Raw genomic sequence first — 15,428 nt, forward strand, 5'->3', positions numbered from 1 at the left:
AGGCAGCACAGCCTGCCTTTCACATGAGCGCCTGAGGCCTGGCGTTTAGTGTGACGAGGGGGGTTCCTGCGACTCTAACATCTCAACGAGCGGCTGAAACTGCTCGCGATTGTGCTCGTTGATGTGCATTAAAATACGGTGCGCTTCTAGAATGCGCTCCCGCAGCCCCTCTTCATCGGCAGGGATTTGCGGCAAATCTTCCTCTGCGTCGGGCAGATGGACGAGCAAAGGCTCTTCCATCAGGGTAAAAAAGCGCGCGAACCCCATCACATCGAGCATCTGCCGCACGTCGGGGTTGTCCACGATGATCGTCGGCGACTGCTCAAGGCGCCCTTTTACCGCCATCGCGACTTTGGCCAGAAAGCCTAGTGCCGTGGAGTCCACATTCGTGGCCTCCCGCAGGTCAATCATCACGGCCTTAAGCCCAGGTGTTTGCGCTAAACGTTGCGCTTGGGTATCGAGCGTCGCGCAAAGCGTCAGACGCACGTCCCCGCAGAGTTTTAGCACAAAAACACCGGATTCGAACGCCGCTTTAATACGGCCCTCTTCAATCAGCATGACCAAATCCGCTCACCATCATGATTGTCAGATCGTCGGGTAGAGCATTGCGGTCGGGGCTATCTCTTTCATCTAACGCCTCCTCATTTGAGATATGGGCGCTAGTCAAAGCTAGCCGGTCGTGCAGCTGCTCAAGTGTGGCACTCTTACTGACTAAACACTCTAGTTCCTTGAGCCGCGAGTCGAGCGTATCGCCCGGCAAGCATTCCAGAACGCCATCTGAACATAGCCAGAGAGTAAATTGCGGCGGTAACTCGCAGCGAAGCGTGGGGTACTCAACACCGGGGAAAAGCCCAACCGGCATCCCCTCCCCTTCTAAGCGTATAAGCTGACCGTTAGCGTACAGCAACGGCATAGGTAGCTGCGCGCCGAGAGAATAGTGAAGCGTATGAGCCTCGTGGTCAATCACACCCACAAAAAGGGTGGCATGTTTGCCAATATCCGTCCCTTGAAGCTCGCGATTGAGCGCCGCCAACCAGTCAGCGGGCAAGCGCTCGGGGTGCTTTCCATTCCACTCATGCAGCCAGCGGTTGCATAGATACTTCAGCAATACGGTCACAAAGGCGGAAGACGCCCCGTGGCCGGAGACATCCGCGAAGTAAAAAGCGCTATAGCGTTCGTTATAGCGCTGGTAGTCGAGAAAATCCCCCGACAGATAGAGCGACGGCGCGAACCAGTAATCGAAATAGACACCGTTGATCACCTTCGGGTGCACCGGCAACAGCCGGCGCTGTATATGGCCACCGCTTTGCTGATCCATGCGCAAAAGCGCCAAATGCGTTTCCAAGCTCTCATTCAGCTCGGCCAAGCGCTCGCGATCACGATCGCGCTCAAGCGCCAGCGCATGAAGCTCAATGGCTTTACGAATCATGCGGCGCAATAGCTCGGCGTGGCGTAGTGGGTGGACGATGTAGTCCACCAGCCCCACATCGACCGCTTTGATCAGATCGGCATCCTGGCGCGAATCGCTGACCACCAGCGTCGGTAAGCGGCGCGTCAGGTTGGACCATTGCTGGCGCGGCACCGCACGCGCATGGGCCACGATCAGCGCGGTTTCCGCTGGCAAGTGGTCGATGTTCGCGGCCGCAAATACGCCCATATCCTTACAGGTGATCGCCTCGGCAAGGGCATCACGCTCTTCGCCAGGCTCGTCAATGACTGCAATCAGCTGCTTAGAACGCTGCATGAAAAGCCTCAGTCAGCGCCATTTTCTTCGAAGTCGGCGTCGTCGAAATCCGCGTCATCAAACCCAAAGTCGTCGGCAGCAAAAGGATCTTCACCTATCTCGCCATCGCTAATTTCAAACTGACGACGTTGCAGGAACGCATCCCGGATAAAGCGGTAGCGGTCGCCTTGGATCAACTCCTCTTGATCCAACAAGCCAGCCCGCGTATCCACTACGTCAAGAACCGTCAGGGCAATTTCTGTCGTCTCATCATCCAAGTACGTTAACGGGTCAGCGGCGCGATCGGCGGGCAAACCGGTGGTATCACGCAGTGTGCTTGGGCCTAATAGGGGCAGCACTAAGTAGCGTGACTCGTCCCATCCCCAAACCGCCAGCGTTTGACCGAAGTCCTCCTCATCGCCGGTAATGTCCATTCGGGACGCGACATCAAAGAGCCCGCCAACCCCCACGGTCGAGTTGATGATGAAACGCGACGTCGAAAGGCTGGCGTTTCTGCCCTTGCCTTGCAAAAGACTGTTAATGACCGTGCGCGCCTCGCCTAGGTTGGAAAAAAAGTTGCCCACGCTGGTCTCTACCGGGTCGGGCGTTACAAAGCGATATCCGCGAGCCACCGGCTTTAACGCATAGCGGTCGAGCACATCATTAAAGACAAAAACGCGCCGATTGAAGCCTTCCCAAGGGTCATCAGGGTGGCGCGTTTCAGCGGTTTGCGAACTAGCGCAGCCGGCTAAAAACACCGTCAGCCCCAGCGTAATAGGTAACCACGTAGCGCGTCGCAGGCATTCCGTTGCGCGCGAATGGGAAAACATCGACATGAGCATTTCTCTCTAAATCGTCCTTAGGCTTGACTCAAACAGATGACACGCGCTGCAGTACAACACTCCCGGCGCTGTATCCTGCACCGAACGAGCAAATCACGCCGATATCGCCGGGGGCGATCGCCTCACGATGGAGGTGAAACGCGATAATCGAGCCCGCCGAGCTGGTATTCGCATAGCGATCAAGAATAATCGGCGCCTGTTCCTCGCTGGGGTCGGCGCCTAGCACTTTGCGGGCAATCAAGTCATTCATATGGCGATTCGCTTGGTGCAACCACAGGCGTTTAAGGTCAGCACCGCTAAGCTCCAGCGACGCCAAGTGTTGGGTGATGAGTTTCGCCACCAGCGGGCAAACCTCTTTGAACACTCGCCGGCCCTCCTGCACAAAAAGCTTATCAGACGCCAACGGGTCACTGTCCGTTACCCGGTTCAAGAAGCCCGCATTGTTGCGAATGGCGTTGGAAAAGCGTGTGACCAGTTTAGTTCCTAAGACCTGATACTGCTCCGGGGCAATCGCCACGTCTTTACTTTCTAGTACCACAGCAGTACAAGCATCGCCGAAAATAAAGTGGCTGTCACGGTCTCGAAAGTTTAAATGTGCCGAGCAAATTTCGGGGTTGACCACCAGCGCCCGTTTCACGCTGCCGGAAGCGATCGCGTTGGTCGCTGTCTCGATCGCGAACGTGGCCGAACTACACGCCACATTCATATCAAATCCGTATCCCTGCGCGCCGAGTGCATCTTGCAACTCGACCGCCACGGCAGGATAGGCGCGCTCCAGATTGGAGCAACCCACGATGACTAACTCGATGTCTTGGGGCGTTACCTTAGCGTTTTGTAGCGCTTGTGTCGCGGCCGCAAGTGCCATGTCACACTGAATCGAGAGCTCGTCGTTACCGCGCTGGGGTAGCTTGGGGCGCATTCGCTCTGGGTCGAGAATACCTTTCGCATCCAGTACATAGCGGCTTTTGATCCCGGAGGCTTTCTCAATAAACTCGCTGCTTGAGTAGGCTAAGGGTTCGCGCTCGCCGGCCTCAATGGCCTTAGCATTGCGCGCATTCTCTTGCGCCACCCAAGTATTGAACGCCGCGACCAGCGCGTCGTTATCAATGGCGTGTTCCGGTGTGTAGAGGCCTGTACCGGTAATCACCACGTCTGTCATGCCTATCTCCTCTCGGCGGCGATCTGCCTTTCCCGCGTAAGCGGGCTTGTATTGCGCCATCGGCGGCGCCGATAACGTTACTGTGTGCTTTTCCGGCCGGTTTGACCAGTCCTTTACCGTAGGCCCTGCCAACTTTCGCTTACGTTTCGGTAATGGCCTGCCACTGTTTTTCCAGCCGTTTGACCGAGACGGGCATTTGCGTGCCCAGCTGCTGGGCAAAGAGTGACACGCGAAGCTCCTGCAGCCACCAGCCAAAGTCGACGAGCGCCGGATCTTCTACATCGCCTCGACGCTGCGACTCGCGTCGCGCCTCCCAGCGTGATTCTAGTGCCTGGATTTCGCTCATCATCATCTGATCGCGCCCGCGCTCGCGAGGGGCTTTCTCCAACCGAATGAGGGCCGCCTGCATATAGCGCGGATACTCCGACAGCCACGCACCGGCATCATTGATAAACCCTGGATACACCAAGCGCTGCATCTGGGTTTTAATATCGCTATAGGTCAACGCCAAGGCGAAGTTTAGCTGGCCTTTGAGCTGTTTGCTGACGGCTAAGTGCTCTTTCAATGCCGCTTCGGTCTGCGCCAGTAGTTGCTCAGCATGGGGAATCAGCGCCGCCTGGCAGGCTTCAAGGCGCTCAGACAGCTCGCCCGCGGCGCGCGGCAGCGGCTCGACCGCGACCACTTGGGTAAAGGTGGCACGCACCAAATCATCCACCAGTGCCTGTTTGCTGCCCACCTTGGCGAACAGCAGCGCGCAGGTTTCCACCCCGCGCAGGCGCTTAATGGTTTTCACCTGTTCGGGGCATTTCGCCATCGCCAAACGCGCCACGCCATCGCGGTGAGCAGCCTGCGCCTTGGCCGGGTGATCAAAGAGCGCGACATTGAACTGCCCGCCTTCGCTGACCAGCGCCGGATACGCCTCCACACGAATGCCGGCCTGCTCGGTCACATTGGACGCGGGCAGGGGCTCATCGGGCAGCTCCGTTACCGCCGGCGCGTCACTGACCTGTTTGGCCAAGGCTTGGGCACCGGCACTGGCGGCTTCCTCGAAGCGTTTTTCCAGCGCACGCACATCGCGCCCCTGTCCCAGCGTCTCGCCCGCGTGGTTGACCACCCGCACGTTCATGAACAGATGCGGCTCAAGCTGATCCAGGCGCCAATCATCGGGGTGCACCCGGGTGCCGGTTCGGCGGCGAATAAAGTCACCCAACGCTTCCGTCAGCGACCGTTCGTTAGGCACCAGCGTCTCCAGCGCCGCATCGACCCAGTCAGGGATCGGCACCACCTGGCGGCGAATCGCCTTAGGCAGCGATTTCATCAGCGCGATGCACTTTTCGCGCAGAAGCCCCGGCACCAGCCACTCCAGCGCCTGGACGGGTAGCTGGGGCAGCATCGCCGCCGGCACCGTGATGGTCACGCCATCGTCTTCCGCTCCAGGGGCGAAGTGGTAGCTCAAAGGGTAACTCACCCCACCAAGGGTGATGTGATCGGGGTACTGCGTCTTGGTCACTTCGCCGGCGTCGCGGGCCTTGAGCATGGCTAAATCGAGCTTAAGCGCCTCGGGGTCTTCGCGCTCGACCTGTTTGCGCCAGTGCTCAAAACCTTTACCGTTTACGATATCGGCCGGGATACGCTCATCATAAAACGCGAACAGCGTCTCTTCGTCGACCAGGATATCGCGCTTGCGCGCACGGTCTTCCAGATCGGTGACTTCTTCGATCAAGGCGCGATTGTGCGCGAAGAACTCGCCTCGGGTGCGAAACTCGCCCTCGACCAAGGCGCGACGGATAAACAGCTCGCGGGACTCCTCGGGGGCGATGGGGCCGTAGTGCACCCGGCGTCCGGTGACAATCGGCAAGCCAAACAGGGTCACCTGCTCTTTGGCCACCACCTGGGCACGCTTCATCTCCCAGTGCGGGTCCGCGTAGCTGCGTTTGACCAGGTGCTGAGCCTGGGGCTCAATCCACGTCGGGTCGATTTTGGCCACGGTGCGGGCGAAAAGCCGCGAGGTCTCGACCAGCTCAAACGCCATCACCCATTTGGGTGTTTTCTTGGCCAGCCCAGAGCCGGGGTGAATCATGAACTTGCGATTGCGCGCGCCGAGGTATTCGCGATTTTCGTTCAAAAGCCCTAGGTGCGATAAAAGCCCCGAGAGCAGCGCCTGGTGCAGCTTGCCTGAGGTTTTACGCCGCGCTTGGCGCGCTTGCTCTTCGCTCTGCTCGGGGTCGCGGGGCAGCGGCGCGGGCACCTCGATCTCCATATCGCGCAGCAGTTGGCGCAGCTGGCGGAAGGTATCGTGCCACTCGCGCACACGCAGGTAGTTAATGTAGTGCTCGCGGCACCAGCGCCGCAGTTGGTTGCCCGAGAGCGCCTCGCGGGCATTCTCCACGCCGTGCCAGAGGTTCAAAAGCGCGACGAAATCGGAGTCAGGGTCGTGCCAGCGCTGGTGCGCTTGATCCGCCGCCTGGCGTTTGTCCGCCGGGCGATCGCGAGGGTCCTGTATCGCCAGCGCCGAGACCACCACCAGCACGTCGCGCAGGCTGCCACGCTCGGCGCCCTCCAGCACCATGCGTGCCAGACGCGGGTCGATGGGGAGCCGCGCCAGCTTGCGCCCAAGCGGGGTCAACCGCTGCGCTTCGCTCACCGCGCCGAGCTCGAACAGCAAACGGAAACCATCTTTGATAAAGCGGCTATCCGGCGGGTCGACGAACGGGAAGGCCTCGATCTCGCCGAGCTTCAGCGCCAGCATCGAAAGAATCACCGAGGCCAAATTGGTGCGCTGAATTTCCGGGTCGGTAAACTCGGGCCGCGAGAGAAAATCCTCTTCGTCATAGAGACGAATGCATACCCCTTCCGCGATACGCCCGCAGCGGCCCTTGCGCTGGTTGGCGCTTGCTTGACTCACCGGTTCAACGGGCAGGCGCTGAATTTTGGAGCGGTAGCTGTAACGGCTGATGCGCACCAACCCCGGGTCGATCACGTAGCGAATACCGGGCACGGTGAGCGAGGTTTCCGCCACATTGGTCGCCAACACGATCCGCCGGCCTTTATGGGGCGCGAACACGCGGTTCTGCTCGGCGTTGGAGAGGCGTGCGTAGAGCGGCAGTATCTCGGTGCCTTTAAGGTCGGCGCGGCGCAGCGTATCGGCGGTTTCGCGAATTTCGCGCTCACCGGGAAGAAAGATCAACACATCGCGCGGGCCGTGCAGCCAGCCCTTTTCCCGCTCGATCTGCTCAATCTCCTCCACCGCGTGGAGAATCCCCTCCTGCAGCGTGCGGTCCTCTTCGTCTTCATCGTCGCGCACCAGTGGCCGGTAGCGCACCTCGACCGGATAGGTGCGACCGGTCACCTCCACCACCGGGGCGGGCGCTTCGACGCTGCCAAAGTGCGCGGCAAAGCGCTCAACGTCGATGGTCGCCGAGGTAATGATGACCTTGAGATCGGGTCGCTTGGGCAGCAACCGCTTAAGGTAGCCGAGCAGAAAATCGATATTGAGACTGCGCTCGTGCGCCTCGTCGATAATGATCGTGTCGTAGCGCAGCAGTAGCGGGTCGTGCTGGGTCTCGGCGAGCAGAATCCCGTCGGTCATCAGCTTGACCAGGGTGGTGTCGCGGCTCTGGTCGGTAAAACGTACCTGATAGCCCACTTGCTCACCCAGCGGCACCTCCATCTCTTCGGCAAGGCGCGTGGCCACGCTGCGCGCCGCGAGACGCCGCGGCTGGGTGTGGCCGATCAAACCACGCTGGCCACGCCCCAATTCCCAACAAATTTTGGGCAACTGCGTGGTTTTCCCCGAGCCGGTTTCCCCTGCCACGATGACGACTTGATGCTCGCTCAGGGCGCGAAGAATATCCTCGCGGCGCTCCACCACCGGAAGCTCCGCGGGATAATTGAGCGTGACAGGCTGGCTTTTACGCTGCTCAAGACGGCTTTCTGCCTGCGCCATTTCTTGTGCCACCTTGTTCAGCCCGCGGTCGATCGGCTTATTCTCGCGCAGGCGCCGCTTGAGCCCGGCCAAGCGCTTGTTCAGCGCCTCGGCATCGCGGTGCATCAAGGTGGGAATAGCCTGGAAGAGGCGCTCAAGGCGCTGCGCATCGCTCTGGGAGGAAGGGGTATCAGTGGTCACAATCGGCGTGGGTTCCTATTCGGTCACGTAAAACGGTCGCAAAACGCGTGTAAAACATTTTTTTTCACAACAGGTTTCAAAGCTGTTTTCAAAACTGTTTTGAAAACAAGGCAGCCCGCTCATCTGAGCGGGCCGGATAGTGTAACGCTTTCGTTTGGGTGGCGGCTAACCTAGCGTCACGCGCTCTCCTCATCGCGCAGTTGGCGGCGCAGCACTTTGCCCACGTTGGTTTTCGGCAGTTCATCGCGAAACTCGACGAATTTCGGGACTTTATACCCCGTCAGCTCTTTTTTGCACCACTCGCGTAGTGCTTGGCTATCGAGCTTATCGTTGCGGGCCACCACGAAGAGTTTAATCGCCTCACCGCTGGCCTCATCCTTGACACCCACGGCAGCGCTCTCCAGCACATCCGGGTGTGCCGCGACCACATCTTCCACTTCATTGGGATAGACGTTAAAGCCCGACACCAGAATCATGTCTTTTTTGCGATCGACGATGCGAATATAGCCATCCTCCTGCAGCACCGCGATGTCACCGGTATGGAACCAGCCATCGGCGTCAATCGAATGGCGGGTCTCATCTTCGCGCTGCCAGTAGCCTTTCATCACCTGCGGCCCCCGGACACAAAGCTCCCCCGCCTCATTGAGCGGCAAGTCGTTGCCATCAGCGTCGATGACCTTCACTTCGGTACCCGCGACCGGCTTACCAATGCTGCCAAGCTGGATCGCATCTTGGGGGTTGAAGCTCACAATCGGCGACGTTTCGGTCAGCCCGTACCCTTCAGCGACGGGGCAGCCGGTCACCTCCTCCCAGCGCTTGGCGGTGGTTTTGGTCAGCGCCATGCCGCCCGAAATGGTCAGGTGCAGCTTGGAGAAATCCAACTGCTTGAAATCGTCGCGGTTGCACAGCGCGTTGAACAGCGTGTTCAAGCCGATAAACCCAGTAAACGGCAGTCCCTTCAGCTCTTTAACGAAGCTATCCAAATCGCGCGGGTTGGTAATCAGCAGCGAGTGGTTGCCGGTTTCCATCAAAAACAGGCAGTTCACCGTAAAAGTGTAGATGTGGTAAACCGGCAGCGGCGCAATCATTAGCTCCTCGCCGTCGTTTAAGTTACCGCCAATCGCCGCGCGGGCCTGCAGCATGTTCGCCACCAGGTTACGGTGCGTCAGCATTGCGCCCTTGGGCATACCGGTGGTGCCCCCGGTGTACTGCAGCGCGGCGAGGTCCTCTTGATGGCGGTGGACATCCTGGTGCTCAAGCGATGCGCCTTTTTTAAGCGCCTCCCGAAATCCTAGCGCGCTGGCGATCGAGTACCCCGGCACCATTTTTTTAACGTGCTTGACCACGGCGTTAATCAGCCAGCGCTTGGGCGCGCCGTGTAGATCGGCAAGCTCGGTGACCAGCACGTGTTTAATATCGGTTTTATCCAGTACGCGCTCTAACTTATCGGCCATGTTGGCCAGGATCACAATCGCTTTGGCATTGGCGTCTTTGAACTGGTGGGCCATTTCCCGCTCGGTGTAGAGCGGGTTGGTGTTCACGACCACCAGTCCCGCGCGAAGCGCGCCAAACACGGCCACCGGAAACTGCAACACGTTAGGCAGCTGGATCGCGATACGATCCCCCGGCTTAAGGTCGGTTTCATGCTGAAGCCAAGCGGCAAAGTCCCCCGACAGGCGGTCAAGATCAGCAAAACTTAGCGTTTGCCCCATACAGGTGAAAGCGGGTTTGGAGGCGTATCGCTTCACCGCAGCGTGAAACACATCCGTCACCGAGTCGTAATCCGCTAGCCCTTTGAGTTCAGGCCCCTGAAGCACACCCGCCTGGTTAACGGGGGTATTGGCGTGTTCGCTCATCAGCAATCTCCGCTATGGGGGTCGGGGTTGGCACCGACCTTATTGTTTTTTAAAGCCGTTCCTGGAACCGCTTTTAGAACCGTTTAACCCGGCTTTAAACGATATACGACTCTACCAATACTGTAAAACGATCGATTGAAACTTTTGTTTTATTCTGACGTTGAGTCCGTGCTAATGCGCGTTTGGATTTCGCCCTCTTTCCACACCAGAAGCTCACCAGGCGCCATTCGCTGCCAGGTCTCGTTATGGGTGAGCGGTTCGGTGGCGATCACGGAGACCACATCATTGGGCGTTGTGTGCTCGGCAAAATTCACCGTCAATTCCGCGTCCGAGAGTTCGGCCTCGCCGAAGGGCGCGCGACGGGTGATGTGCGCCAGTTTGGTCGAGCAGTAAGTGTATAGATAGATGCCATCGGAGAGCAGTAGATTAAAGACACCCAGCCCGCGCAAGCGTTCACACAGCCCATGAAGATGCTGCCACAAACGCTCTGGCTGCGTCGGTGGTTCGGGAAAGGCGCGACGTAACTCGCCCATCAAAAAACAGAACGCGTGCTCGCTATCGGTGGTGCCCACCGGCGTATAGGCGCCCAGTGGTAAGGCCTTCCACTCTTTGTTCAGTTGGCCGTTGTGGGCATAGCACCACGGCCGCCCCCACATCTCCCGAGTAAAAGGGTGGGTATTGGCAAGGCGCACGCCCCCCACATTGGCCTGCCGAATATGGCTGATGACCACGTGGGATTTAATTGGGTAGTCGCAAATCAGCCGAGCGATGGGCGAATCCACCGAGGGGTGCGGGTCGCGAAACTCCCGATACCCTCCCTCTTCGTAAAACGCGATCCCCCAGCCATCGCGGTGCGGTCCTGTCCCGCCACCGCGATGCAGAAAGCCGGCGAAACTAAAGCAGATATCGGTCGGCACATTGGCGCTCATGCCCAAAAGCTCGCACATTCTGACGCTCCTTGGGGACGTTAGAGCACCGGTTCACGGCGGCGTGGCGTTTGTGGCTCGGACTCAGCGTGCGGTTCGCGCTCCTGGCGCTCACCAGCACTTGGGCGGCGCCACCACCAAAGTGCCACACCCACCAAAGCGCCCAGCACCACACCCAATAACAACCACATCAGTCCCGCGCGAAGGGCACCGGCGTTACTTTCCATAACGCCCACGGCCGCCACCATCGCCGAGGGCGCCCAACCGGTGTAGAACTCGCCCTCTTCCACCAGCGGTAAGCGAAAACGCGCCGGTGCCCACATGGCGCCAGCGACGCCCCAGGTCACGACCAAGCGCGCTAGACGCGGGAGTAGCGCCAAGGCAAAGTAAACGGCGATCAAGACAACCAGCGAAACAGCGTAATAGCTCAACCAAAGCAGTGACATTGAATCAGCAAACAGCATAATACCCTCACACGATACGATTCTCGCGGGCCAACGTACCCGACACTCATTTAGCTAATGGTACCTATCAATTGAGCAAAGCACAGCCAAGCAACGCAAGCGCTTCGCCGGTGGCGCGCTATTTTCGCGCCGATGACCCGCACTGGCACTGGCTGGAAGACGCCGAAGCGCCCGAGGTCCGTGACTTCCTGACCGCGGCCAACGCGCAGCACGCCGCCTGGTTCGCGCCGCTTGAACCGCTCGCCAAGGCGCTCTATGAGGGCCACCTGGCGCGTCGGGAACTTGCCATTACCGGCCTTGAGACCGCGCTTGACCACTTTACCGTCTACAGCGAAACCGGCGCCGATGACGACTACCCGCGCTGGTGGCGTTACCCCATCGGCCAGCCGCAAAGCCGCGAGTGTTTTTTTGACCTCCCCGCGCGCGCCGCCGGGCACGATTTTTTCGACATTGGCGATATGGCCCTCCCCCCTGACGAGCAGTGGCTCGCGTGGACGGAGGACACCCAGGGCGACGAACGTTTCTCACTGTGGCTTAAGCGCCTACCCGATGGCGCACCTCAGCGGCTGCTCGAGGATATTGGCCCTAGCCTGTGCTGGGCGGAGGATCAAAGCGCCCACGGCGCAACGCTCCTTTTCACCCGTTTTGATACCACCCAGCGACCGGAGAGTATTTGGCGGCTCCCCCTTGCGTGGCACACCCACACCGATAGCGCCGCCGCCGGCACGCCCGAACGCGTCTTTATTGAGCCGGACCCGGAGTTTTGGGTCGGCATCGGTAAAACGCGCTCAAAAGCGTGGCTACTGGTGGAATCCGCCTCCAAGGACACCAGCGAGGTACAAGGGGTTCCCGCGCACAAGCCGGATGCCCCGCTGGTGTGCCTCCACCCGCGAACGCCCGGGGTCGAGGCGAGCATCGACCACCGGCCCGGCGCCTTCTACCGCCTGCACAACCACGCTGGCCCTCACTTTCAACTCGATGTCATCAGTGAGGCGCACGCGTTGGCGGGTGGTGTCGACGCCCAAACCCCTTGGCAAACGCTGCTTGCCCACCGCCAAGAGGCCACCCTGGAAGGTGTCGATGCGTTCGCCTGGGGGTTAGTGGTCGCCGAACGCGACCATCTTGAAGCGCAGGTTTACCTGCGCCGATTAGTGCTTGATGACCCAAGCAGCGCCTCCCCAGCGCGCCACCCGCATATCATTGGCGATGAGCGTTTAGCACTCCCCGAAACGCCCTGCTCGCAGTTTTTAGAAGACGCGCCGCACTTCGCCACCACGACGCTGCGTCTGCGCGAAGAGTCGTTTACTCAGCCGCCACGCTGGGTTGAGCTGGAGGTCACCTCCGGCCAGCGCCGTGTGGTCAAAACCCAGCCGCTTTACGGCGACCTTCAACCTGAGCAGCTTGTAAGCCGGCAAATCTGGGCGCAAAGCGCCGACGGCGAGCAGGTGCCGGTATCGATGGTGATGCGCGCCGACCTCGCCACTCAAGTGGACAATGGCCAACCGCTGCCAACACTGCTTTACGGCTACGGCGCCTATGGCGAGCCCTTGGACCCGTGGTTTTCCATCGCGCGACTGGAACTGCTCGCCCGCGGCGTTGTGTTTGCGGTGGCGCATGTGCGCGGCGGCGGCGAGCGTGGCGAGCCGTGGTACTTAAACGGTAAGATGGCGCATAAAGAGAACAGCTTTCACGACTTTCTCGCCGCGCGCGACGCTCTGGTCGAACAGGGTGTCAGCGATGCGCGCCGCATCGTCGCCGTGGGCGCGAGCGCAGGCGGCATGCTGGTGGGCACTTGTGTTAACCGAGCGCCCAACGCCTTCTGCGCGGCGGTGCTTGATGTGCCGTTTCTCGACGTGCTGCGCACCATGCAAAACCCCGAGCTTCCGCTCACCACCGCCGAATATAGCGAATGGGGCAACCCCCAAGCGCCCGAGGTGGCAGAGCGCATGGCCGCCTACTCGCCGCTGGATAACGTCACCGCACAGACCTATCCCGCGCTGTGGATAGAGGGAAACTGGTTTGATACGCGGGTGGGCTACTGGGAACCGGCGAAGTTTTATGCCCGGGTGAGCCAGTGCCAACAAGGCGGGGCGCCCGTTCTGCTGCACACTGATATGGAGAGCGGCCACGGCGGCGCTTCGGGCCGGTTTAAAGCGTGGCGCGATAACGCGCGTCAAGATGCGTTTATTCTTTGGGCGCTGGGCTTGGCGTAAGAAGAGGTTGCGCTAGGGACAATTTAGTTTCAAAGCTCGCAAACGCTTGCCATGCCCCATCCCCCACGGCTTGCCACTCGCGGGGAGCGCATTCAGCGACGGCAAAGCGCCAAAAGAGCGGCCAAAAGCCGGGGCCTAGGGGATGTGGCGCGGTGAAAAATCTCCGCGGCACGGTCTCTCCTAGACGCTTTTGCACGTGACGGGCGATCATTTCGCCCCCCAGGCGCGAGCCCTCCAGCACGTAAAGGGCACCTAAGGCGTGCGCCTTGGAGGCGGGCAAACTGGCCTTAGTCGTTATCCCGGTCGGTGCGACCCAGCCAAGCGCTGCCAGGTCGGCGGCTAACAGCGCGCTACGCGACACGACAGGGTAAGCCCATCGATAGGCAGTGGCGGCGTTCATGACGCTCTGTTCAAGCCAACAAACGGCGGGATAAAGCGCGGTTAACGCATATCCGTAGTGGTTAACCTCCAGCTTAGCCTGCATCAGCGGCTTAAGCAGGGGGTGTTGGTCTACCCGGTGGTGCGCTTGGCGCGTGTAGGCTTTGAGAAAACGCGCTAGCTTATCCGCTTCCACTGTCACGCTCCTCTTCGAGGTGACGTTTGGCTTGCTGTAACAGCGCGCGTAGTTTAAGCAGATAAAGCTGGATATTTTTGGACCACGGCCGGCTATGGCCTAGGCGCTGCTCCACCCAGGCTTCAAACGAGCGCCGAGGGGCAATACCGCGCCCGCCTTGGCGGTAATCCGCGGGTTTATCGGGGTTACCGCCCCACGTCACTTGGTAGATGTACTCCTCACGGCATAGGTAAAGATGGGCCGTTTCGTGCGGGTCCAACGGAAGGTCGCGCACCACGGCGACCCCCGCCACGCTCGTGAGCGGCAGATTAGGGCAGTCATAAGAGAGCCGGTCGCTCAGCCACAATGAGCGCCCCTCCTGGCGAATCCGCGCGTCCACCGCCGCGATGCCCTCTTTGGGTAGCACGCTGCCCTGGGTGTAATAGGTCGTACCGATTTGCAGGACAACGCCATCGGCATTGAACGTCTCCAGCAACCACTGGCTTAGCTCGGGCCAGGCTTTTTCGATGGAGCCGTGATGCTTCAATACCGTCTGCGCCTGGCCAAAGTGGTGTTGCAAGCCTTCAAATATTTGAAGCCGCCTGCGTGCTTTAAAATCGCGTAGGCGCAGGTTAAATGCATCAAGCTCTTCGCGCATCGCGCTCAGTTGGCTAACGGTCAGCGGGCGCGGGGTCGCCGCATGGCAAGAAATCAGCGCGTCGAGCTCGCCGCCGAACACAATGGGCAGCGACACCGCGGCACCCACGCCCATATTGGCCATGTACTCCTGATGGACCGGCGAGACACTGCGCAAATCGACCCAGGAGAGATTGGGTACGGCATCTTCCTCTCGGCTGACAATCGGCACCGGCTCCGCCTTGGCATCGGGAATGGCACGCCAGGGATTGGCCAGATACAACTCGCGGGCGACTTGGGGAATATCGCTTGCCGGAAAGCGCAGGCCCCTATAACGCCCCATGCTCGCTTCGCGCAGCACTTCACCTTGGACTTCCCCATCGCCTTCGGGGAGAAAACGGTAGTAAAGCACTCGGTCGTAGCCGCTCATTTCGCGTAGGGTCTCAAGCAGCTGCTGGCACTGCGCATCAAGCTCAGCGCTGTCTCGGGGGATAGGCTGCGTTGCCACCGGCGCCATCAACGCCTTGGCATGCGCTATGACCGGGTAGAGTTCAAAGAGGCGCTGCTCACCGTTGTCGCTTATGACGACATCAAACTCCTGTGCCGAGACGTGACTTTGGCCCAGATAATGCTCACCGGCATTTAGTGGTGCCGCGCCAGCATCCACCTCGCGCAAAAAATGCGGCAACGGCTGCCCCAGCAGCGCTGCGGGTGTGGCCTTTTCGCCTAACCACTCAGCAGCATTAGCCGACACATGCGAAAGCCGCCCTTGGCGGTCGCACACCAAAAGCACGCCATGGGGCTGTATGGCACCCGAGAGATGCAGTTTTTCCTCTTCGCACTGGGCAATAAAGCCAGGACTATACGCCATTCATAACACCTCTTGTGGGTCGCCCTGTTTAGATGCCATCAACGGAAACGGGGGCCGCG

Annotated in this window: 11 protein-coding genes; 1 reads left to right on the top strand and 10 read right to left on the bottom strand. The window is 59.9% G+C overall.

What is annotated here, in order from left to right:
- Window positions 1–45: 45 nt before the first annotated feature.
- The 8 genes from BQ9846_RS05435 to BQ9846_RS05470 all read right to left on the bottom strand — a co-directional run bounded on the left by BQ9846_RS05435 (window position 46) and on the right by BQ9846_RS05470 (window position 11,096).
- A complete protein-coding gene (locus BQ9846_RS05435) occupies window positions 46–558 on the bottom strand; it encodes an STAS domain-containing protein (protein WP_075879624.1) in 513 nt (170 codons plus the stop codon).
- Complete coding sequence (locus tag BQ9846_RS05440) at window positions 548–1,744, bottom strand: PP2C family protein-serine/threonine phosphatase (protein WP_075879625.1); 1,197 nt, start codon at window positions 1,742–1,744, stop codon at window positions 548–550. The genes BQ9846_RS05435 and BQ9846_RS05440 overlap by 11 nt, the downstream gene beginning before the upstream one ends.
- A gap of 8 nt (window positions 1,745–1,752) precedes the next feature.
- Window positions 1,753–2,559, bottom strand: a complete 807-nt coding sequence (locus BQ9846_RS05445) for an MlaA family lipoprotein (protein WP_075879626.1) — start codon at window positions 2,557–2,559, stop codon at window positions 1,753–1,755.
- Window positions 2,560–2,593: 34 nt separating this feature from the next.
- Entirely contained in the window at window positions 2,594–3,724 is a 1,131-nt protein-coding gene (locus BQ9846_RS05450; protein ID WP_075879627.1) for a beta-ketoacyl-ACP synthase III, read from the bottom strand.
- A gap of 139 nt (window positions 3,725–3,863) precedes the next feature.
- The gene (gene hrpA, locus BQ9846_RS05455; RefSeq protein WP_075879628.1) at window positions 3,864–7,850 is read right to left on the bottom strand and encodes an ATP-dependent RNA helicase HrpA; all 3,987 of its coding nucleotides are present in this window, start codon (window positions 7,848–7,850) and stop codon (window positions 3,864–3,866) included.
- Window positions 7,851–8,026: 176 nt separating this feature from the next.
- On the bottom strand, window positions 8,027–9,706 hold the full coding sequence (locus tag BQ9846_RS05460) for an AMP-binding protein (RefSeq protein ID WP_075879629.1): 1,680 nt from the start codon (window positions 9,704–9,706) through the stop codon (window positions 8,027–8,029).
- A gap of 149 nt (window positions 9,707–9,855) precedes the next feature.
- The gene (locus tag BQ9846_RS05465; protein WP_075879630.1) at window positions 9,856–10,653 is read right to left on the bottom strand and encodes a class II glutamine amidotransferase; all 798 of its coding nucleotides are present in this window, start codon (window positions 10,651–10,653) and stop codon (window positions 9,856–9,858) included.
- Window positions 10,654–10,673: 20 nt separating this feature from the next.
- Window positions 10,674–11,096, bottom strand: a complete 423-nt coding sequence (locus BQ9846_RS05470; RefSeq protein WP_075879631.1) for a hypothetical protein — start codon at window positions 11,094–11,096, stop codon at window positions 10,674–10,676.
- 71 nt (window positions 11,097–11,167) lie between these two features.
- On the opposite strand from BQ9846_RS05470, the gene BQ9846_RS05475 reads away from it, so the two are divergent.
- Window positions 11,168–13,309, top strand: a complete 2,142-nt coding sequence (locus BQ9846_RS05475) for a S9 family peptidase (RefSeq protein ID WP_075879632.1) — start codon at window positions 11,168–11,170, stop codon at window positions 13,307–13,309.
- On the opposite strand, the gene BQ9846_RS05480 is transcribed toward BQ9846_RS05475, so the two are convergent.
- Entirely contained in the window at window positions 13,281–13,883 is a 603-nt protein-coding gene (locus BQ9846_RS05480) for a biliverdin-producing heme oxygenase (RefSeq protein ID WP_075879633.1), read from the bottom strand. The two genes, BQ9846_RS05475 and BQ9846_RS05480, sit on opposite strands and share 29 nt — an antisense overlap.
- A complete protein-coding gene (locus BQ9846_RS05485) occupies window positions 13,870–15,369 on the bottom strand; it encodes a GAF domain-containing protein (protein WP_075879634.1) in 1,500 nt (499 codons plus the stop codon). Before BQ9846_RS05485 ends, BQ9846_RS05480 begins: the two co-directional genes overlap by 14 nt.
- Window positions 15,370–15,428: the final 59 nt, after the last annotated feature.

The sequence above is a fragment of the Vreelandella massiliensis genome (genome assembly GCF_900155385.1).
Lineage (GTDB): Bacteria > Pseudomonadota > Gammaproteobacteria > Pseudomonadales > Halomonadaceae > Vreelandella > Vreelandella massiliensis.

Excerpts from the sequence above, each read along its gene's own strand:
- BQ9846_RS05465 (WP_075879630.1), bottom strand. The coding sequence starts at position 10,653 with ATGTGCGAGCTTTTGGGCATGAGCGCCAATGTGCCGACCGATATCTGC.
- BQ9846_RS05440 (WP_075879625.1), bottom strand. The coding sequence starts at position 1,744 with ATGCAGCGTTCTAAGCAGCTGATTGCAGTCATTGACGAGCCTGGCGAA.
- BQ9846_RS05450 (WP_075879627.1), bottom strand. The coding sequence starts at position 3,724 with ATGACAGACGTGGTGATTACCGGTACAGGCCTCTACACACCGGAACAC.
- BQ9846_RS05460 (WP_075879629.1), bottom strand. The coding sequence starts at position 9,706 with ATGAGCGAACACGCCAATACCCCCGTTAACCAGGCGGGTGTGCTTCAG.
- BQ9846_RS05435 (WP_075879624.1), bottom strand. The coding sequence starts at position 558 with ATGCTGATTGAAGAGGGCCGTATTAAAGCGGCGTTCGAATCCGGTGTT.
- BQ9846_RS05470 (WP_075879631.1), bottom strand. The coding sequence starts at position 11,096 with ATGCTGTTTGCTGATTCAATGTCACTGCTTTGGTTGAGCTATTACGCT.
- BQ9846_RS05445 (WP_075879626.1), bottom strand. The coding sequence starts at position 2,559 with ATGTCGATGTTTTCCCATTCGCGCGCAACGGAATGCCTGCGACGCGCT.
- BQ9846_RS05485 (WP_075879634.1), bottom strand. The coding sequence starts at position 15,369 with ATGGCGTATAGTCCTGGCTTTATTGCCCAGTGCGAAGAGGAAAAACTG.